Origin of the sequence: Kitasatospora sp. NPDC127035 (genome assembly GCF_042726075.1) — a bacterium.
Classification (GTDB): Bacteria; Actinomycetota; Actinomycetes; order Streptomycetales; family Streptomycetaceae; genus Kitasatospora.
Genome location: NZ_JBHXDN010000050.1, coordinates 42,679 through 62,072, shown reverse-complemented (window position 1 = coordinate 62,072; position 19,394 = coordinate 42,679). Strand labels below are relative to the sequence as shown.

The 19,394-nt window shown below is 73.6% G+C and carries 16 protein-coding genes and 1 pseudogene; 14 read left to right on the top strand and 3 right to left on the bottom strand.

Features of this window, described 5'->3' with window-relative positions:
• Window positions 1-14: 14 nt before the first annotated feature.
• The 13 genes from ACFWIC_RS28745 to ACFWIC_RS28685 are packed head-to-tail and all read left to right on the top strand — an operon-like array spanning window position 15 to window position 14,661.
• Window positions 15-1,538, top strand: coding sequence for a right-handed parallel beta-helix repeat-containing protein (locus ACFWIC_RS28745; protein WP_380520359.1), 1,524 nt, complete (start codon window positions 15-17; stop codon window positions 1,536-1,538).
• The gene (locus tag ACFWIC_RS28740; protein ID WP_380356305.1) at window positions 1,531-2,859 is read left to right on the top strand and encodes an O-antigen ligase domain-containing protein; all 1,329 of its coding nucleotides are present in this window, start codon (window positions 1,531-1,533) and stop codon (window positions 2,857-2,859) included. Before ACFWIC_RS28745 ends, ACFWIC_RS28740 begins: the two co-directional genes overlap by 8 nt.
• A gap of 2 nt (window positions 2,860-2,861) precedes the next feature.
• A complete protein-coding gene (locus ACFWIC_RS28735) occupies window positions 2,862-4,136 on the top strand; it encodes a glycosyltransferase (protein WP_380520350.1) in 1,275 nt (424 codons plus the stop codon).
• The gene (locus tag ACFWIC_RS28730) at window positions 4,137-5,372 is read left to right on the top strand and encodes a class I SAM-dependent methyltransferase (RefSeq protein WP_380520349.1); all 1,236 of its coding nucleotides are present in this window, start codon (window positions 4,137-4,139) and stop codon (window positions 5,370-5,372) included.
• Complete coding sequence (locus tag ACFWIC_RS28725) at window positions 5,369-6,193, top strand: glucose-1-phosphate cytidylyltransferase (protein ID WP_380520348.1); 825 nt, start codon at window positions 5,369-5,371, stop codon at window positions 6,191-6,193. The genes ACFWIC_RS28730 and ACFWIC_RS28725 overlap by 4 nt, the downstream gene beginning before the upstream one ends.
• On the top strand, window positions 6,190-6,837 hold the full coding sequence (locus tag ACFWIC_RS28720; protein ID WP_329881634.1) for a PIG-L family deacetylase: 648 nt from the start codon (window positions 6,190-6,192) through the stop codon (window positions 6,835-6,837). Before ACFWIC_RS28725 ends, ACFWIC_RS28720 begins: the two co-directional genes overlap by 4 nt.
• Window positions 6,838-6,840: 3 nt before the next feature.
• A complete protein-coding gene (locus ACFWIC_RS28715; protein WP_329952860.1) occupies window positions 6,841-7,866 on the top strand; it encodes an SDR family oxidoreductase in 1,026 nt (341 codons plus the stop codon).
• A complete protein-coding gene (locus ACFWIC_RS28710) occupies window positions 7,854-9,137 on the top strand; it encodes a DUF4910 domain-containing protein (protein ID WP_380520347.1) in 1,284 nt (427 codons plus the stop codon). The genes ACFWIC_RS28715 and ACFWIC_RS28710 overlap by 13 nt, the downstream gene beginning before the upstream one ends.
• 5 nt (window positions 9,138-9,142) lie before the next feature.
• Entirely contained in the window at window positions 9,143-10,465 is a 1,323-nt protein-coding gene (locus tag ACFWIC_RS28705) for a hypothetical protein (RefSeq protein ID WP_380520358.1), read from the top strand.
• Complete coding sequence (locus ACFWIC_RS28700) at window positions 10,462-11,409, top strand: glycosyltransferase family 2 protein (RefSeq protein ID WP_329881631.1); 948 nt, start codon at window positions 10,462-10,464, stop codon at window positions 11,407-11,409. The genes ACFWIC_RS28705 and ACFWIC_RS28700 overlap by 4 nt, the downstream gene beginning before the upstream one ends.
• The gene (locus ACFWIC_RS28695; protein WP_380520346.1) at window positions 11,406-12,731 is read left to right on the top strand and encodes a polysaccharide pyruvyl transferase family protein; all 1,326 of its coding nucleotides are present in this window, start codon (window positions 11,406-11,408) and stop codon (window positions 12,729-12,731) included. The genes ACFWIC_RS28700 and ACFWIC_RS28695 overlap by 4 nt, the downstream gene beginning before the upstream one ends.
• Window positions 12,728-13,285 (top strand): dTDP-4-dehydrorhamnose 3,5-epimerase, encoded by a 558-nt coding sequence (rfbC, locus tag ACFWIC_RS28690; RefSeq protein WP_329881629.1) that lies wholly within the window; start codon window positions 12,728-12,730, stop codon window positions 13,283-13,285. Before ACFWIC_RS28695 ends, rfbC begins: the two co-directional genes overlap by 4 nt.
• The gene (locus tag ACFWIC_RS28685; RefSeq protein WP_380520345.1) at window positions 13,282-14,661 is read left to right on the top strand and encodes a glutamate-1-semialdehyde 2,1-aminomutase; all 1,380 of its coding nucleotides are present in this window, start codon (window positions 13,282-13,284) and stop codon (window positions 14,659-14,661) included. Before rfbC ends, ACFWIC_RS28685 begins: the two co-directional genes overlap by 4 nt.
• Window positions 14,662-14,668: 7 nt before the next feature.
• Here the strand turns inward: ACFWIC_RS28685 and ACFWIC_RS28680 are convergent.
• Both ACFWIC_RS28680 and ACFWIC_RS28675 read right to left on the bottom strand, forming a co-directional pair.
• Window positions 14,669-15,335, bottom strand: a pseudogene (locus ACFWIC_RS28680) (phosphatase PAP2 family protein).
• 255 nt (window positions 15,336-15,590) lie between these two features.
• A complete protein-coding gene (locus ACFWIC_RS28675; RefSeq protein WP_329881628.1) occupies window positions 15,591-16,955 on the bottom strand; it encodes a glutamate decarboxylase in 1,365 nt (454 codons plus the stop codon).
• A 287-nt stretch (window positions 16,956-17,242) separates the two neighbouring features.
• Between ACFWIC_RS28675 and ACFWIC_RS28670 the strand changes: the two genes are divergently transcribed.
• Complete coding sequence (locus tag ACFWIC_RS28670) at window positions 17,243-18,571, top strand: DUF2254 domain-containing protein (RefSeq protein ID WP_380520344.1); 1,329 nt, start codon at window positions 17,243-17,245, stop codon at window positions 18,569-18,571.
• Window positions 18,572-18,599: 28 nt separating this feature from the next.
• On the opposite strand, the gene ACFWIC_RS28665 is transcribed toward ACFWIC_RS28670, so the two are convergent.
• Window positions 18,600-19,142, bottom strand: a complete 543-nt coding sequence (locus ACFWIC_RS28665) for a gluconokinase (protein WP_329952856.1) — start codon at window positions 19,140-19,142, stop codon at window positions 18,600-18,602.
• Window positions 19,143-19,394: the final 252 nt, after the last annotated feature.

The following is a 19,394-nucleotide window of genomic DNA, read 5'->3' as shown; positions in this document are numbered from 1 at the left end:
GGGGGCGCGTGGGGATCAGGAGACGGTACCGGGGGGCGTCGTCGGCGGCGGCGCTCACGCTCGCCCTGCTGCTGGCGACCGGCTGTACGAGCGCGTCGGACGCCCCGGCGGAGGCGACCGCCGCGCCGTCCGGGCCGGTGGCCGTGGCCCGGGTGTGCGCCGCCCCCGCGCCGGGGCCGGCGACGGCGCCGGCGGGCGCGGTGACGGTCGACCCCGCGGTGGTCGACGACCTGGCGGTGAAGACCAGGGACAACCCCCCGCGCACCACGTTCTGGCTCCGCCCGGGCACCCACACCCTCGAACCGGACCGCTACGCCCAGGTGATGGCCAAGGAGGGGAACACCTACCTCGGCGCGCCGGGCGCGGTGCTCGACGGCCGGAGGACCAACAACTACGCGTTCAGCGGTACCGCCCCCGACGTCACCATCCGCCACCTGACCGTGCAGGGCTTCGTCGCGCCGCACGACGAGGGCGTGGTCAACCACGACATGGCCGACGGGTGGGTGATCGAGCACGCGACGATCCAGGACAACTCCGGCGCCGGGCTGATGGCCGGTGCCCGCCAGCAGGTCCGCGCCAGCTGCCTGCGCAACAACGGGCAGTACGGCATGAACGCCTACAAGACCGGCGACTCCATCAAGGGCCTGCTGGTCGAGGGCAACGAGATCGTGGGCAACAACACCGACGACTGGGAACGGCGGCAGCCGGGCTGCGGCTGCACCGGGGGCATCAAGTTCTGGGCCGTCGACGGCGCCGACGTCCGCGGCAACTGGGTGCACGACAACCGCGGCGCCGGGCTGTGGGCGGACAACAACAACAACGACTTCCTCGTCGAGGACAACGTGCTGGAGGCCAACGACGGCACCGCGCTGATGTACGAGACCAGCTACAACGCGATCATCAGGAACAACACGATCCGACGCAACAACTGGGTCGAGGGCCGCCGGCACGCCGCCGCCGGCGACAACTTCCCGTACGCGGCGGTCTACGTGTCGGAGGCCGGCGGCGAACCCCGGATCCCGGCCCGCACCGACAGGATCGACATCTACCGGAACCTGCTGGAGGACAACTGGTCCGGCATCACCCTGTGGGAGAACGCCGACCGGTTCTGCAACAGCCCGGCCAACACCTCGACCGGCTACTGCACGTTGCTGGTGAAGGACACCCGGCAGTGCGCGAAGCCGGCGATCGACACCGCACCGCTCTACGCCGACTGCCGGTGGAAGACCCAGCGGGTGGACATCCACGACAACCGCTTCGCCCTCGACACGTCCGTCGTCAGGTGCGCGGTGGAGTGCGCCCGCATGGCCGTGCTCTCCAACTACGGCACCTACCCCGACTGGTCGCCGTACCAGGGCAAGCGGGTGTCCCGGGCGATCACCCTCGAACAGGACAACCGCTGGCACGACAACGCCTACCGCGGACCGTGGAGCTTCGTCATCGACGACCCGGACCGCAAGCTCGACGCCGGGCGGTGGCAGGGCACGCCGTACCAGCAGGACCAGGGCAGCACCTTCGCCCCGCAGGCCGGTGGTTGAGGTGGCCGGGGAACCGGTGCGCGGCGGGCCCACGGGCGGCCGGCCGGCGGGCGGACCGGGCACGGCGGTCCCCCGGCCCGGCGCCGAACGACGCCCCGGCGGCACGCCGAAGGCCGTCTGGATCGTCTGGGCCCTCCTGGGTCTCAACACGCTCGGCTCCGCCGGGGCGAAGACCATCGTGAGGCTGCCCCGCTCCCTCATCCAGATGGCCACCATGGGCGCGCTGGTCTCCGCGTTCGCGCTGGCCCTCGCGCTCAACCTCCGGCTGCGCATCCGCGCCAACGCCTTCCTGTTCCTGCTCAGCCTGCTGCTGGTGCCGAGCCTCATCTCCAGCCTGCACCTGGAGGTCGGGGTCGGCGCGCTGTTCCGCTGCACCCGGCTGGCCCTCTTCGTCGGCACCCTGTGGCTGCTCAGCCGCTGGTGGACCGGCAGCCTGATGCTCGTCCGGACCCACATCCGGATGTACTTCGCGGTGCTCGTGTCGGTGGCCGCCGGCCTGGTCATCTCCCCGGGCACCGCCATGCCCGAGTACTACGGCGGGCGCCTGGTCGGCGCGCTGTGGCCGCTCACCCCGCCGCAGATCGGACAGTACTCCGCGGTGATCATCGGGCTCACCGTGCTGCTCCTGCTGGACCGCCGGACCACCGGGACCGGCGCGGCGGTGGTCATCGTGCCGACGCTCGTGCTGCTCGCGATGACCCACACCCGGACGGCCACGGTCGGCCTGCTCGTCGGGCTGGCGCTGGCGATCGGCTCGCTCGTCCTGACCAGCGCCGCCGCCCGCCGGTTCTTCGCCTGGGCGGTGGTGTGCGCCACGGTGGCCGCGGTGGCGTTCTCCTCCGCGCTGCAGGCGTGGTTCATGCGCGGGCAGAGCAAGGAGAACTTCTCCAACCTCACCGGCCGGGCCAAGGTCTGGGACGCCCTGCTGACGGCGCCCCGGACGCTCCCGGAGCGGGTGTTCGGCACGGGTCTGGGCGACAAGTCGTTCGGCGGGCTGCCCATCGACAACAGCTGGCTGGCCGTCTACAACGAGCAGGGCCAGCTCGGCATCGTCCTCGTGGCGGCGATCCTCCTCTCCCTGGGCGGGATCGCGCTGCTGCGCCCGCCCTCGCTGCCGAGGGCCTGCGCGATCTTCCTCATCAGCTACGTCGCGATGTCGTCGTACACCGAGGCCGGGCTCGGCGACGCCTCGCCCTACCTGCTCCACCTGGCCCTGGCCGCGTCGCTGCTCACGACACCGGCCGCGGCCCCGCCCTTGACGGCGCCCGCGGTACCGCGGCGACGCATCCCCCGCTGGGACCGGAACCGGGAGGTGACCTGACCATGCACGTCCTCGTGGTGCACAACCGCTACTCCTCGGCGCAGCCGAGCGGCGAGAACAGGGTCGTCGACGAGGAGGTGGGGCTGCTGCGCGCGGCCGGCCACCGGGTCGACGTGTTCGAGCGGCGCAGCGACGAGATCGCCGCGCGGTCCCTGCTCGGCAAGGCCGCGGTGCCGCTCCTCGTGCCGTGGAACCCGGCGGTCCGCACGGAGCTCGCCGCCCGGCTCCGCACCGATCGGCCGGACGTGGTGCACGTCCACAACGTCTTCCCGCTCCTGTCGCCGGCGGTGATCGCCGCCTGCGCCGACGCCGGTGTGCCCGTCGTCGCCACCCTGCACAACTACACCCAGGTCTGCCCGCCCGGCACGCTGCACCGGGACGGCGGGGCGTGCACGGAGTGCGTCGGCACGCGGGCCTCGCTGCCCGCCGTCCGGCACGGCTGCTACCGGAACTCCCGGCTCGCGACGGTGCCGCTCGCGGTCAGCCTGGCGGTCAACCGGCGGCGGTGGTGGTCCGGCGTGGAGCGGTTCTTCTGCATCTCCGCGGCGCAGCGCGACATCCTGGTGCGGTCCGGCATGCCGGCCGAACGGCTGGTGGTGAAGCACAACTTCGTGCCCGACCCCGGCACCGGCCGGGCGGACACCGGCGAGCACCTGCTCTTCCTCGGCCGGCTGACGGAGTCCAAGGGCGTGCGGCTGCTCATGGCCGCGTGGGACGCGCTCGCCGCGGAGGGCGGGGTCGGCGTGCCGCTCGTGCTCGCCGGCGCGGGGCCGCTGGAGGCCGAGGTGACGGCGTGGGCGGCGGGCCGGGCCGACGTGCGCTACGCCGGCCTGTACGACCCGGCCCAGTGCCGGCAGGCCGTCGCGCGGTCGGTCGCGGTGGTGGCTCCGTCGATGTCCATGGAGACGTTCGGCCTGGTGGTCGCGGAGGCGATGGCGGCGGGGGTCCCGGCCGTCGCCGCCGGTCACGGCGCCTTCGTCGAGCTCGTGCAGGACGGGCTGACCGGGTTGCTGCACCGGCCGGGGGACGCGGGCTCGCTCGCGTCCTGCCTTCGCCGGGTCACGGCCGATCCGGCCGGCAACCGGGAGATGGGCCGGACGGCCCGGCACCGTTACGACCAGGCGTTCAGTCCGGCGGTCGGACTGGAGCGCCTGGTGGAGGAGTACCGCGCCGCGATCGCGGGGCGGGCCGGCGGCGCGGACGGCGCGCCGCCGGTGGTGAGGACGAACGCTGGCTCGCGGCGGGACACCCGCGCGAGCAGGAAATGGGGGCAGTAGATGACACGATGCCGACTCTGCGGCTCGACGGCGCTGGGGAGCGTCGTCGACCTGGGGGCGACCCCGCCGTGCGAGAGCTTCCTCGCCGCGGACCAGTTGGACCGGCCGGAACCGACGTACCCGCTGCACCTGCGGGTCTGCACGGACTGCTGGCTCGCGCAGATCCCTCCGCTGATCACGCCGGAGGAGACGTTCACGCAGTACGCGTACTTCTCCTCGTACTCGACCTCCTGGGTGGAGCACGCGCGCACCTTCGTCGCCGAGGCCGTGCCGCGGCTGGGCCTCGGCCCCGACTCCTTCGTGGTCGAGGTCGCGAGCAACGACGGGTACCTGCTCCGCCACGTGGTGGACCGGGGCATCCGCTGCCTCGGCGTCGAGCCGTCGGTGAACGTCGGTGCCGCGGCGCGGGACGCGGGCGTGCCCACGCTCACGGAGTTCCTGGACCCGGCCACCGGTGCGGCCGTCCGTGCCGAGCACGGCCCGGCGGACCTGGTCGTCGCCAACAACGTGTACGCGCACATCCCCGACGTGGTCGGGTTCACCCGGGGCCTGCGCGCCCTGGTCGCCGACGACGGCTGGGTCTCCGTCGAGGTGCAGCACCTGCTGACCCTGATCGAGGAGAACCAGTACGACACGATCTACCACGAGCACTTCCAGTACTACACGGTCGCGTCCGCGGCCCGGGCGCTGGAGAGCGGCGGACTCACGCTCGTGGACGTCGAGTTGCTGCCCACGCACGGCGGCTCCATCCGGCTGTGGGCCCGGCCGGCCGAGGTGGCCGGCGAGCCGAGCCGGCGGGTGGCCGACGTGCTGAACCGGGAGAAGGCCGCGGGGCTGCGGGAGCTGTCCGGGTACACCGAGTTCTCCGCCCGGGTGGCGAAGGTGCGCAGGGACCTCCTGCGCTTCCTCGTCGAGGCGGCCGAGCGTGGCGAGACGGTCGTCGGCTACGGCGCCCCGGGCAAGGGCAACACCCTGCTGAACCACTGCGGTGTCCGGCCCGACCTGCTCCCGTACACGGTCGACCGGAACCCCTACAAGCACGGCAGGTTCACCCCGGGCACCCGCATCCCGATCCTGCCGCCCGAGCAGATCGCCACCGACCGGCCGGACTACGTCCTCGTCCTCCCGTGGAACCTGCGGGACGAGCTGGTCGAGCAGTTGTCCTTCGTGCACGCCTGGGGCGGCCGGCTGGTCTTCCCCATCCCGGAACTCAGCATTGTCGAGGTCAAGCCGTGAAGGTCGTCCTGTTCTGCGGCGGTTACGGGCTGCGCATGCGCAGCGGAGCCTCCGACGACGTGCCCAAGCCGATGGCGATGGTCGGCCCGCGGCCGCTCATCTGGCACGTGATGCGCTACTACGCGTACTTCGGGCACACCGAGTTCATCCTGTGCCTCGGGTACGGGGCCCACCACATCAAGGACTTCTTCCTCAACTACGAGGAGACGACGTCCAACGACTTCGTGCTGCGGGGCGGGCAGACCGAGCTGCTGTCCACCGACATCGCCTCCTGGACGATCACGTTCGCCCAGACGGGCATCGAGTCGCCGATCGGCGAGCGGTTGCGCCGGGTGCGGCACCACCTGGACGGCGACGAGATGTTCCTCGCCAACTACGCCGACGTGCTCACCGACGCCCCGCTGCCGGAGATGATCGACTCGTTCTCCCGGCGTGACGCCGGTGCGTCGATGATGGTGGTGCCGCCGCAATCCTCGTTCCACTGCGTGGAGCTGGGCGAGGGCGGCCTGGTGGGGGGCATCACCGCGGTGAGCGAACTGCCGCTGTGGGAGAACGGTGGCTACTTCGTGCTCCGTCAGGAGGTCTTCGACCACATCCCGGAGAACGGGGACCTGGTCGCCGACGGCTGCACCCAACTGGCCAAGCGCGGACGGCTGGTGGCCCACCAGCACCGCGGCTTCTGGAAGCCGACCGACACGGTGAAGGAGCGGGCCGCGCTGGACCTCGCCTACTCCCGGGGCGACCGCCCGTGGGCCGTGTGGGAGCGGGACGCCGCGGGGGCGGGCGGCGGCGGGACCACCGGCGCGGCGAGGACCGCGTGATCCGGCTCGGGTCCGGGCGCCCGGACCGGGTCGTCGCGGTGGGGGCGCACTGCGACGACATCGCCATCGGCGCCGGCGGCACGCTGCTGACGGTGTGCCGCGCGCGGCCGGGCCTGCGGGTCGACGCGCTGGTGCTCTCCGGCGGTGGCGGCGAGCGGGAGCAGGAGGAACGGGACGCGCTCGCCGCCTTCTGCCCGGACGCCGACCTGCGCCTGACCGTGCTCAAGCTCCCGGACGGCCGGCTGCCCGCGCACTGGGACGAGGCCAAGGCCGCGGTCGAGGAGCTGCGCGGGCGGAGCGAGCCGGACCTGGTCCTCGCACCGCGCACCGAGGACGCGCACCAGGACCACCGCGGCCTGGCGCGGCTGGTGACCACCGCGTTCCGCGACCACCTCGTGCTCGGCTACGAGATCGTCAAGTGGGACGCCGACCTCGGCCGTCCCACGGCCTACCAGCCGCTCTCCCCGGAGGTCGCCGAGGAGAAGGTGCGGCTGTTGCAGGAGCACTACCCGTCGCAACGGCACCGGCCCTGGTACGACCGGGAGGCCTTCCTCGGGCTGGCGCGGATCCGCGGCATCGAATGCCACGAGCGCTACGCCGAGGCGTTCGCCGTCACCAAGCTCACTCTCAATCTGGGGGGATGAACCATGCGCGTACTGCTGACCGGACACCAGGGCTACCTGGGCACCGTGATGGCCCCGGTCCTCGCGGCCGCCGGGCACGACGTCGTCGGGCTGGACGCGGGCCTGTTCGCGGACTCGGTCCTCGGCCCGACGCCCGCCGACCCGCCGGGTCACCGGGTGGACCTGCGTGACGTCACGGCCGACCACGTGGCCGGGGTGGATGCCGTGATCCACCTGGCCGCGCTGTCCAACGACCCGCTGGGCTCGCTGGCGCCGGACCTCACCTACGACATCAACCACCACGCCTCCGTGCGGCTGGCCCGGCTGGCCCGCGACGCCGGGGTGCGGCGCTTCCTGTACGCGTCGACCTGCTCGGTCTACGGTGCCGCCGGCGGCGACGACCTGGTCACCGAGGACGCCCCGCTGCGCCCGGTGACCCCGTACGCGGAGTCCAAGGTGCGGGTGGAGGACGACCTGCACGCGCTGGCCGACGACGACTTCAGCCCGGTGTACCTGCGCAACGCCACCGCCTTCGGCTACTCGCCCCGGCTGCGCGCCGACATCGTGCTGAACAACCTGGTGGGCCACGCGCTCCTGTCCGGCGAGGTGCTGGTGCTCTCCGACGGCACGCCCTGGCGCCCGCTGGTGCACGCCGCCGACATCGCGCGGGCCTTCGCGGCCTCGCTGGTGGCGCCGCGGGAGGCGGTGCACGACCGGGCGTTCAACATCGGCAGCGAGACCAACAACGTCACCGTCGCCGAGATCGCCGAACAGGTCGCCGAGGCGGTGTCCGGCGCGAAGGTGGTGATCACCGGGGAGAACGGTGCCGACCCGCGGTCCTACCGGGTGGACTTCTCCCGGTTCCGCGCCGCGCTGCCCGGCTTCGACTGCGAGTGGACGGTGAAGCGGGGGGCGCTCGAACTCGCCGACGCCTACCAGAAGTTCGGTCTGACCCGGGACGACTTCGAGCGACGCTTCACCCGGCTGGCCGTGCTGCGCGCGGCAGCCGACGCCGGCACCGTCGACGACACCCTGCGGTGGCGCCGGTGACCACGGCGGGCGACCGGATGCACGCGCTGGTGGAGCGGCTGTACCCGATCTGCCGGAGCATCACCGGCGACGGCGTGCGCGCCACCCTGGACATCGTCGGCGAGTACCTCCCGCTGCAGGTGCACGAGGTGCCGACCGGGACACGGGTGCTCGACTGGACGGTGCCGCAGGAGTGGAACATCCGGGACGCGTACATCGCCGACGCCACCGGCCGCCGGGTCGTCGACTTCGCCGCGTCCAACCTGCACGTGCTCGGCTACAGCGTCCCGGTGGCGGCGACCGTGCCACTGGCCGAGCTGCGCGAACACCTGCACACGCTGCCCGACCACCCGACCTGGGTGCCGTACCGCACCAGCTACTACACGCCGCAATGGGGGTTCTGCCTGGCCCAGGAGACCTTGGACGCGATGCCGGACGGCGAGTACGAGGTGCGCATCGACTCCACGCTCGCGGACGGCCACCTCACCTACGCCGAGCACGTCGTCCCCGGGCAGGTCACCGACGAGGTGATCGTCTCCTGCCACGTCTGCCACCCGTCGCTGGCGAACGACAACATGGCCGGCGTCGCGGTGGCGATCTTCCTGGCCCGGGAGCTGGCGGAGCGGACGCCGTACTACACCTACCGGTTCATCTTCGCGCCCGGCACCATCGGGGCGATCACCTGGCTGGCCCGCAACGCGGAGCGGGTGGAACGCGTCAAGCACGGGCTGGTGCTGGCCTGCGCCGGCGACCGGGGCAAGCTGACGTACAAGCAGAGCCGGCGCGGCGACGCGGAGATCGACCGGGTCCTGCGGCACGTCCTGAACGCGACCGAACGACCGCACCAGGTCAACGGGTTCACGCCGTACGGCTACGACGAGCGGCAGTACTGCTCGCCCGGGTTCGACCTCGGCGTGGGCTCGCTCAGCCGGACCCCGTACGCCGGGTACCCCGAGTACCACACCTCGGCGGACAACCCGGGCTTCGTCTCCCCGGAGGCGCTGGCGGACACCCTCGCGGTCTGCCGCGAGGCGTTCTCCGTCCTCGACCGCAACCGGCGGTACCTCAACCTCAGCCCGTACGGCGAACCGCACCTGGGCCGGCGCGGGTTGTACGACTCGCTCGGCGGCCGCAGCGACGCCAAGCAGGCCCAGCTGGCCATGCTCTGGGTGCTCAGCCTCTCCGACGGCGAGCAGAGTCTGCTGGACGTCGCCGAGCGGTCCGGGCTGCCGTTCGACACCGTCGCCGCCGCGGCCGACGCCCTGCACGGCGCCGGGCTGATCAAGGCATGACGCCGATGACCGCCGAGGGGACGGAGACGACGGCGCCGCCGGGCCCGCCGGGGCGGGCCGCCGGCCGGGGCATCGCCGGCCGGCTGTCCTGGGGGCTGGCCGACCAGGCGGTCTCCAGCATGACCAACTTCGCGGTGGGCGCCTTCGTGGCCCGCTCGCTGGGGGTGACGGCGTTCGGCGTGTTCAGCCTCGCATGGCTGACCTACGGCCTGGTGCTCAACGTCGCCCGCGGGCTGGCCACGGACCCGCTCGTGGTGCGGTTCAGCGGCGTGCCGGAGGCGGTCTGGCGTGCGGCGGCGGCCCGGTCGTCGGGGACGGCGCTCGTCATCGGCTCCTCCCTCGGCGCCGTCTGCCTGCTCACCGGGCTCGGCCTCGGCGGTCGGATCGGGCCCGCGTTCGTCTGCCTCGGCGCCGCCCTGCCGGCGCTGCTGCTCCAGGACTCCCGGCGGTTCGCGTTCTTCGCCGCCGGCGCGGGGCGGAAGGCGTTCACCAACGACCTGGTGCAGGCCGTCGCGCTCGTCCCGGCCATGGTCGTGGCGGCGCGCGTGAACACCGTGGCCGCCTTCCTGCTGGCCTGGGGCGCCGCCGCCGCGGTGGCCGCCGGGTACGGCTTCCTCCAGTCCGGCATCCGGCCCCGGGTGACCGCGGCCCGCGGGTGGCTCCGCGAGCAACGGGACCTCGGTACCCGGTACCTGGCCGAGAACGTCAGCCTCAGCGCCGCCGGCCAGCTCCGGGCGTACGGGCTGGGCGCGATCGTCGGGGTCGGTGCGGTGGGGACGGTCCGGGGCGCCGAGCTCCTGCTCGGCCCCTTCCTCGCCCTGCTGATGGGGCTGTCCCTGGTCACCGTGGCGGAGGCGGCCCGGGTACTGCGGCAGGCACCGCACCGGCTCGGCGGGTTCTGCCTCCGGCTGGGCGGCGGCCAGGCCGTCGCGGCGCTGCTGTGGGGCGCCGCCCTGCTGCTGATGCCCGACCGGATCGGCGAGCTCGTCCTCGGCGACGTCTGGCACGCGTCCTCCGAGCTCATCGTGCCGGCCACCCTCGGCGTCGCCGGCGCCGGCCTCGGCAGCGGCGCGGCGGCCGGGCTGCGCGCGCTCGCCGCGGCCCGGCGCAGCCTGCGCTGCCAGCTGTTCGCCTCCGCCTGCTACCTCGGCGGCGGGCTCGGCGGAGCCGCCCTGGCCGGCACCGCCGGCTCCGCCTGGGGCGTCGCCACCGCGACGGCCTGCGGCTCGGCCGTGTGGTGGTGGCAGCTGAGGGCCGCCCTGCACGAGCACCACCGAGCCCCCTCCCCCGAAGTAGAGGACGACACCCCCGAAGTGAGGACTCCATGACCGCCGTACCCCGATTGAGTATCGGGCTGCCCGTCTACAACGGTGAGGAGTACCTCGCCGAGTCCCTCGACGCCCTGCTCGGCCAGACCTACGAGGACTTCGAGCTGATCATCTCCGACAACGCCTCGACCGACGCGACGCAGGACATCTGCCGCCGCTACGCCGCGCGGGACTCCCGCATCCGCTACCTCCGGCTGCCCCGGAACATCGGCGCCTCGCCGAACCACAACCACGTGTTCGCCGAGTGCCGCGGCGAGCTGTTCAAGTGGGCCTCGCACGACGACCTGTACGCCCGGGACCTGCTGCTGCGCTGCGTGGAGGCGCTGGACGAGCGGCCGGACGTGATCCTCGCGCACGCCGACCAGGCGGTCATCGACGGCGACGGCCGGGTGAAGGTCCCCTACGAGTACGGGCTCGCCACCGCCTCGCCGCACGCGCCGGAGCGCTTCCGCAGCATGCTGTTCGAACCCGGCGGCGACGACTTCTACGGCGTGATCCGGGCCGACGTCCTGCGCCGGGTCAAGCCGCTCGACAGCTACCACCACGCGGACCGCACGTTCGTCGCCGAGATCGGCCTGCGCGGGCGCTTCCACCAGGTGCCGGAGCTGCTGTACTTCCGCCGCGACCACCCCACCCGCGCCGAGCGGGCGAACCCCTCCAAGCGCTCCCGGTGCGTCAACCTGGACCCGCGCCGGGCCGGACCGCTGCACCCGACGCCCCGGCTGCTCGCCGAGTACGTCTGGGGCTTCGTCGCGACGATCCGGCGGGTGCCGCTCTCCCCGGCCGACCGGCGCGCGTGCTACGGCCACCTCGCCGCCTGGGCGACCAGCCGGGCCCGGCCGGGCGCCGGCGAGCGGGTCGAGGACCGCACCCCGGTCGACCCGGACCGGCTCGCCGTCTCCGTGGACGCCGTCGTCGCCGGCCGCGAGGGGCGGCGGCCATGACGTCCGCGGCCGAAGGCCCGGTGCGGGTCGGGGTGTTCGGGCTGCTCGGCTCCGGCAACCTCGGCAACGACGGGTCGCTGGAGGCCGTGCTCGGGTACCTGCGCGCCGCGCACCCGGACGCGGTCGTGGACGCGCTGTGCGGCGGGCCCGAGGCCGTGACGGCCCGGTTCGGGATCCCCGCGACCCGGCTGCACTGGAACCGCGGCGAGTACCGGACCGCGTCGCGGGCGGGCTCGATCGCGGCGAAGGGCGCGGGCAAACTCGTCGACGCCGTCCGCACCGCCGCCTGGGTGCGCCGGCACGACGTGGTGATCGTGCCGGGCATGGGCGTCCTGGAGGCCACCCTTCCGCTGCGGCCGTGGGGCTTCCCGTACGCGCTGTTCCTGCTCTGCGCGAGCGGCCGGCTGCTGCGCACCCGGGTCGCGCTGGTCAGCGTCGGCGCGGCCGAGATCCGCAGCCGGCCGACCCGGGCCCTGGTGCGCTGGTCGGCGCGGCTGGCCGCGTACCGGTCGTACCGGGACGCCCCGTCGCGCGACGCGATGCGGGCGATGGGCGTGGACACCGGCCGGGACGAGGTCTACCCGGACCTCGCCTTCTCCCTGCCGGCGCCGTCGTCGGCCGCGCCCGACGACGGCGCACCGGGCCCGGTCTGCGTCGGCGTCATGGCCTTCCACGGCGGGAACGACGACCGCGCCCGGGCGGAGGAGATCCACCGGCGCTACCTCGACGGGACGACCCGCTTCGTCCGCGCGCTGGTCGAGGACGGCAGACGGGTCCGGCTGCTCATGGGCGACGACGTCGACAGGCCGGTGGTCGCCGCGATCCTCGACGCGGTGAACTCGCCGCTGCTCACCGCCGCCTCGCCGGCCTCACTGGCCGACCTGATGAGGGAGACGGCCGCCGCCGACACCGTGGTGGCGACCAGGTACCACAACCTGATCTGCGCGCTGAAGGCCGGCACGCCGACGCTCGCCCTGAGCTACGCGGCGAAGAGCGAGGCGCTGATGGCCCGGATGGGGCTCGACGAGTACTGCCACCCGGCCCGCGAGGTCGACGCCGACCGGCTGATCGAGCAGTTCCGGGCGCTGGAGAAGCAGTCGCCGGAGCTGCGGCGGACCCTCGCCGAGCGGAACCTGACCGCCCGCCGGGAGCTGGAACAGCAGTTCAGCGCCCTGACGGCGGCCCTCTTCCCGGCGGCCGGCCACGCCCGCTCCCGTTCCGACGCCCCTGACCCGTACCACGCCGAGAACCACGCCCACGACCAGAACCGTACCCACGCACACGACCACACCCACGACCACGCACCACGGGAGGCCCCATGAAGGCGACCGAAGTCCCGGCGATCGCCGGCGCGTACCTTTTCGAACCGACGCCGTACGCCGACGAACGCGGCTTCTTCTGCCGGACGTTCGACGCCGAGGTGGTCCGCTCGGTCGGCCTCGACCCGGCCGCCTTCGTCCAGCACAGCGTGTCCCGCTCGGTCCGCGGCGTGCTGCGCGGCCTGCACCTGCGCTCCGGCGCCGGTGAGGCCAAGCTGGTGCGCTGCTCCTACGGGAAGGTCTTCGACGTCGTCGTGGACCTGCGCCCGGATTCGCCGACCTACCGCAACCAGGCCTTCTTCGAGCTGAGCGGCGAGACGCAGGTGAGCGTGTACATCCCGGCGGGGTGCGCCCACGGGTTCCAGGCCCTGACCGACACCGCCGACGTCTCGTACCGGATCGACCGCCCGCACGATCCGGCCGAGGACGTGACGATCGCCTTCGACGACGTGGAACTCGCCGTCCCCTGGCCGCTGCCCGCCGTGTCGGTGTCCGAGCGGGACCGGAAGGCGCCGAGCCTCGCCGAGGTCCTGCGGCACGAGGGGCGGTCGGCGTGAGCACCGAGCAGAGCCAGGACGCCCGGGGTGCGCGGGGCTCCTCGGGCCCGCAGGACGCCGACGGGTTCAGCCTGCCGCGGTCGCGGACGGCGAACGAGAGGCTGCACGCCGTGGTCCCCGGGGGCGCGCACACCTACGCCAAGGGCGACGACCAGTACCCCGAGAACCTGGCCCCGGTCATCAGCCACGGCCGCGGTGCCCACGTGTGGGACGTCGACGGCAACCGCTACGTCGAGTACGGCTCCGGCCTGCGGTCGGTCAGCCTCGGCCACGCCCACCCGCGCGTGCTGGAGGCGGTGCGGCGGGAACTCGACCGCGGCAGCAACTTCGTCCGGCCGTCCGTCCTGGAGGTCGAGGCCGCGGAGCACTTCCTGGCCACGGTGCCGACCGCCGAGATGGTGAAGTTCGCGAAGAACGGCTCCGACGCCACCACCGCCGCCGTGCGACTCGCCCGCGCCGTCACCGGGCGCCCGCGGGTGGCCCTCTGCGGCGACCATCCGTTCTTCTCCGTCGACGACTGGTTCATCGGCACCACACCGATGTCCGCCGGTGTCCCGGCCGCGACCACCGAGCTCACCGTGGCGTTCCCCTACGGGGACCTGGCCGCCACGGAGGAACTGCTCACCCGGTACCCGAACGAGATCGCCTGTCTGATCCTCGAACCCGCCGGCCACACCGAACCGCCGCCCGGGTACCTCGCCGGCCTGCGCGAGCTGGCCGACCGGCACGGCTGCGTCCTGGTCTTCGACGAGATGATCACCGGCTTCCGCTGGTCCGAGGCGGGCGCCCAGGGCCTGTACGGCGTCGTCCCCGACCTCTCCACGTTCGGCAAGGCCCTGGGCAACGGGTTCGCCGTCTCCGCCCTGGCCGGGCGCCGCGACCTGATGGAGCGGGGCGGGCTGCGTCACTCCGGCGACCGGGTGTTCCTCCTGTCCACCACGCACGGCGCGGAAACGCACGCGCTGGCCGCCGCGATGGCCGTGCAGACCACCTACGTCGAGGAGGGCATCACCGCTCGGCTGCACGCGCTCGGCGAGCGGTTGGCCGCCGGTGTCCGCGAGGCCGCCGCGGGTGCGGGCGTCGGCGACCACCTCGTCCTCCGGGGCCGGGCCAGCAACCTGGTCTTCGCCACCCTCGACGAGGACCGGCAGCCGTCGCAGCAGTACCGCACCCTGTTCCTGAGCCGGCTCCTCGCGGGCGGGGTGCTGGCACCGTCGTTCGTGGTGAGCAGCGCGCTCGACGACGCCGACATCGACCGCACCGTCGACGTGGTGGCGGGGGCCTGTGCCGTGTACCGGAAGGCGCTGGACGCCGGCGACCCCGCCCCCTGGTTCGCCGGGCGGCCGGTGAAGCCCGTCTTCCGGCGCCTGGCGTGACGGGGCGTCACGTCTCGGGCAGCGACGTGACGTGGCGTCGGTTGCGCTTCCGCCGGGCGACCTCGGCCACCCGGTCGACCGCCCACGCGGTCGCCGGTACCACCGCCAGCGCGGTGCACCAGCCGCCGAGGGCGTCGGTCGGGTAGTGCGCGCCCAGCGCGACCTGTGCCCAGCCCATGGCGGCGCCGGCGACCAGCGCCGCGGCGAGCACGAGCAGGGTGCCGGCCGTGGGTCGCGAGCATCGCCACCACGAGGGCGAGCGCGGTGGCGAAGGCGGTGTGGCCGCTCGGGTAGGACAGGTACCCGCCGTGGATGGTGCGTCCCACCAGGTGCTTGAGCAGCGTCGTCGCGCCCACGGAGATGCCGACGCCGACGACGAGGAACACCGCCGCGCGAGGTCGACAAAGCAGCAGGCAGCCCGTCACGAGTGCCGCGACCAGTGTCGCGGCGCCCACCGGCTCCCCCAGGGAGTCCGTCGCCAGTGCTACGTACCGCCACGGCGGCCCCGCGCCGTCCACCGCCGTCAGGATCCACGCGTCCGCCCTGCCGGGCCCGCCCGCGTCGCCGTACCGGATCCCGAGCAGGACGACCACCAGCGCGGCGAGGGCCGCGATCGACCCGAGCCCCACGCGCAGCGCCGGGGGCAGCACCACGGGCGCCGGCCGGCCGGTCACCCCCACCGCGTCCGATCGGCCTGCGGCCTCAACGGCGGGACGTCGCCTCCGCACCTCTTCAGGCATGGGCCGAGTATGTCAGCGGCTCACCGGCGCCGGCAGCCGTTCACGAAGACCGGCCCCGCCCGGACCGGGTCGCCGGACCGTGCCGGACGTCGGCGCGTGGCGCCGGGCGTCGTGGAGGACGGCCGGCGTGGAGGACGGCCGGCGGGAGCCGCCCTGTCACCCGGCCCGGAAGGGCGCCGGCCGCGACCGTCAGTAGCCGCTGCCGCGCTTGACCTGGGCCCGCTCGACCTCGGTGGTCGCCCCCTTGCGGTCCAGGGTGGCACACGCATCGGCGATGTCCTGGGTCAGGCGGTCGATCTGACCGCGACTCAGGGTCTCCTTGACCAGGGCCCGCAGGATCTTCACCCGCTCCGCGTTGGGCGGGAGCGTGTACGCCGGCACCATCCAGCCGCGCTCGGCCGAGAGCTGCCAGGCGATGTCGGACTCGTCGTAGGAGTGCTCGCCGGCGAGGCGGAAGGCGACCAGCGGCAGCTGTTCGAGACCGCTGCCGATCACCTCGAACCGGCCGCTGTCCCGCAGGTTGTCCGCCAACGCGCGGGCGTTCGTCTGCATCGTCTCCATGACGTAGGTGTAGCCCTGACGGCCCAGCCGCACGAAGTTGTAGTACTGCGCGAGCACCATCGACGCGCCGGTCGAGAAGTTCAGCGTGAACGTCGCGTCGGTCTTGCCCAGGTAGTTCTCGTAGAACACGAGGTCCTCGGCCAGGTCCGACTCCTCGCGGAAGACCAGCCAGCCGATGCCGGGGTAGACCAGGCCGTACTTGTGTCCCGAGACGTTGATCGACCGGACCTGTTCGAGCCGGAAGTCCCACTTCGAGTCCGGGTAGAGGAAGGGCCACACGAAGCCGCCGCTGGCACCGTCGACGTGGATCGGGATGTCGAGGTCCCGCTTCCTGCGGATCCCGCGCAGGAGCTCGTCGATCCCGACGACGTCGTCCTTGTGGCCGGTGAAGGTGGTGCCGACGACGGCGACGACGCCGATGGTGTTCTCGTCGAGGTGGGGCTCGACGTCCTCCGGGCCGATCGTGTACTTGTCCTCGGCGAGCGGCACGATCCGCGGCTCGACGTCGAAGTAGCGGCAGAACTTCTCCCACACGACGTGGACGTCACCGCCGAAGACCAGGTTGGGCCGGTCGACCGACAGGTTGGCCGCCTTGCGGCGCTCCCGCCACTTCCACTTCAGCGACAGCGCGCCGAGCATGATCGCCTCGGACGAGCCCTGGGTCCGGCATCCGGTGGTCCTGCCCGGCGCGTTGAAGAGGTCGGCGAGCATCCGCACGCAGCGCTGCTCGATCTCGGCGGAGATGGGGTACTCCGCGTGATCGATGAAGTTCCGGTGCAGGTTCTCGGCGATGATCCGCTGCGCCTCCGGCTCCATCCACGTGGTGACGAACGTGGCGAGGTTGCGCTGCGGGTCGCCCTCCATGACGAGGTCCTCGTCCACCAGCCGCATGGCGTCCGTCGCGGTCATGCCCGTCTCGGGAAAGGTCTCCGAGGGGGCGGGCACGGTCAGGAAGCGGTTGCCGAACAGGGCCCCGACGTCACTCTTGCTCATGTCGGCGACTCAACCAGTTCCGGGCCGGGAGTCGCGCCCGGGACTCATGAGCCGAATCGAAAGCACCCGAACGGCCTACCGTCCCGGGCGGGCGGCGACACCCTCCGGCCGCGGCACCCGCGGTCCGCGGGGCGCACGTCCGCAGGGCCGATCAGGTGGCGGAGGCCGCGTCCGGCCCCGTCGGGCGGCTGCGGGACTCGTCGACGCGGTTGAATCCCACGGGCCCCGGAACCCATCGAGAGGACAACCGCGATGACCGGCGACACCACCGTGCTGCTGGGTCCCGCATGATGTCCTGGGCCACCCGGTTCCGGCTGCGGCAGTACGCCAAGGCGAGCCTGTGGATCGTCCCGCTGTTCGGGCTCGTCCTCGGCGTCGCGCTGGCCGAGGCGGCGGCGGCCGTGGACGGCGCGCCCTGGCTGCCGAAGAGCTGGGACTACTCCGCGACGACCGCGAGCACCGTCCTCAGCTCGGTGGTCGGCTCGATGATCGCGCTGCTGGGATTCGTCGTCACCATCGGCGTCCTCGTCATCCAGCAGGCCACCGGCACGCTCTCGCCGCGCTACATGCGGCTCTGGTACCGCGACCGGCTGCAGAAGGCCGTCCTGGCCACCTTCACCGGCACCTTCGCGTTCGCGTACACGCTGCTGCGGAGCATCGAGACCGACTCCGTGCCGAACCTCGGCGTGACCCTGGCCGGTGTCGCCGTCTCCGTGAGCCTCCTGCTCCTGCTGATCTACCTCAACCGCTTCACCCACAACCTGCGGCCGGTGGCCATCGCCGACATCGTGGGGCGCCAGGGCGAACAGGTCCTCGACCGCGCGGCGGCCCGCCTCCGGGCGTCCGCGCTACCGGGCGGGACGCCGCCGGCCGACGGCCCGGCGGTGCTCGTCCGCTCGGAACGCGGAGGGGTCATCCAGGCGTTCGACGCGCCCGGCATGGTCGAGCTCGCGGCTCGGCACGACTGCGTCCTCGTCCTGGCCGCCCCCGTCGGCGACTTCGTGCCGCCCGGCGCCACCGTCGTCCGGGTCCACGGCGGCGCGGCCGCGCCCGACCCGCGCCGGGTGACCGGCCTCCTCGCGCTCGGCGCGGAGCGGACCATCGAACAGGACCCGGCCTTCGCCCTGCGCATCCTCGTCGACATCGCCATCCGCGCCCTCTCCCCCGCCGTCAACGACCCCACCACCGCCGTCCAGGTGCTGAACCACATCGAGGCGTTCCTGCACGCCGTCGGCCGCGTCGGACTGCGCGGTCACTACGTGCTCGCGGACGACCGCGGCCGGCCGCGCCTCGTGCTGCCCGACCGGTCCTGGGAGGACTACCTCGAACTCGGCGTCACCGAGATCCGCGACTACGGCGCGAGCTCCGTCCAGGTCTGCCGGCGGCTCCGGTCCCTCCTCGAAGACCTCCTCGCGGCGCTGCCCGACACCTGCCGGCCCGCTCTCCGCACCGAACTCCGCCTCCTCGGCGACGCGGTCGAGAGGGGCTTCGACGACGCCCCCCGCCGCGCCCGCGCACGGACGGCCGACCCCCAGGGTCTCGGGGGACGGCAGACCCGGGACGCGCTCCCCGACGCGCTCCCCGACGCGCCGGCGGCCGACGGGCCCGGCCCCTAGGCCGCCGCCGAGGCCGGGGCCCGCCCGATCAGTCGGGCGGTCCCCCGGCCTCGAACTCCGCGACACCCGTCCGGGCCAGGAGCACGATCGCCTCGGGGCCGAGGGCGGCGTCGACGGTCAGCCCGGGCTCGTCCTCCCGCAGCGGCTCCAGCGCGTCGTACTGGGAGCCGAGGAGGGCGGGCGGCATGAAGTGCCCGGTCCGCCGGGCGATCCGGGTCCGTGCGACCGCCGGGTCCAGAGCCAGGTGGAGGAACCACACGCCGGGCCCGGCCGCCCGCAGGAGCCGCCGGTACTCGTACCGGAGGGCGGAGCACGCGATCACGGCCCCTTCCCCGCGCTCCGTCGCCGCGCGGACCCGGGCCGCGAGGGCCTGGAGCCAGGGCCGGCGGTCCTCGTCGTCGAGCGCCTCGCCGGCCGACATCCGCGCGATGTTCCCGGCCGGCTGGAGGTCGTCGCCCTCCACGAACGGGACTCCCCGGCGTCGCGCGAGCAGGCGGCCCACGGTGCTCTTCCCCGAGGCGGCGACACCCATCACCACCACGACCGCCGGGGCCGGCGCCGGTGTCCCCATCCTGCTCCTCGTGGTCCTCACCCCGGGGGCATCTCCCCCCGCAGCACCCTCCCGCACCGCGGGCGGATCCGGTCCGTCCGCCGCCGCACGGGTCGACCGGTGCACCCGGACGGCCCAGCGACCGGACCGGTCAGGGGCCCTTCGGTGTCTGACCGGTCGGGCGCCGACGGGGAAGGACGGGCGGGCGGTACGCCCCGGGAGGGACGCCGCTGGGCCGGACGGCCCAGCGACCGGCGGGCCGAACCCCGACCC

What these genes read in the sequence shown, in the direction of transcription:
- ACFWIC_RS28700 (WP_329881631.1), top strand. Translation starts at nt 10,462, where the DNA reads ATGACCGCCGTACCCCGATTGAGTATCGGGCTGCCCGTCTACAACGGT.
- ACFWIC_RS28675 (WP_329881628.1), bottom strand. Translation starts at nt 16,955, where the DNA reads ATGAGCAAGAGTGACGTCGGGGCCCTGTTCGGCAACCGCTTCCTGACC.
- ACFWIC_RS28735 (WP_380520350.1), top strand. Translation starts at nt 2,862, where the DNA reads ATGCACGTCCTCGTGGTGCACAACCGCTACTCCTCGGCGCAGCCGAGC.
- ACFWIC_RS28730 (WP_380520349.1), top strand. Translation starts at nt 4,137, where the DNA reads ATGACACGATGCCGACTCTGCGGCTCGACGGCGCTGGGGAGCGTCGTC.
- ACFWIC_RS28695 (WP_380520346.1), top strand. Translation starts at nt 11,406, where the DNA reads ATGACGTCCGCGGCCGAAGGCCCGGTGCGGGTCGGGGTGTTCGGGCTG.
- rfbC (WP_329881629.1), top strand. Translation starts at nt 12,728, where the DNA reads ATGAAGGCGACCGAAGTCCCGGCGATCGCCGGCGCGTACCTTTTCGAA.
- ACFWIC_RS28670 (WP_380520344.1), top strand. Translation starts at nt 17,243, where the DNA reads ATGATGTCCTGGGCCACCCGGTTCCGGCTGCGGCAGTACGCCAAGGCG.
- ACFWIC_RS28705 (WP_380520358.1), top strand. Translation starts at nt 9,143, where the DNA reads ATGACCGCCGAGGGGACGGAGACGACGGCGCCGCCGGGCCCGCCGGGG.
- ACFWIC_RS28715 (WP_329952860.1), top strand. Translation starts at nt 6,841, where the DNA reads ATGCGCGTACTGCTGACCGGACACCAGGGCTACCTGGGCACCGTGATG.
- ACFWIC_RS28665 (WP_329952856.1), bottom strand. Translation starts at nt 19,142, where the DNA reads ATGGGGACACCGGCGCCGGCCCCGGCGGTCGTGGTGGTGATGGGTGTC.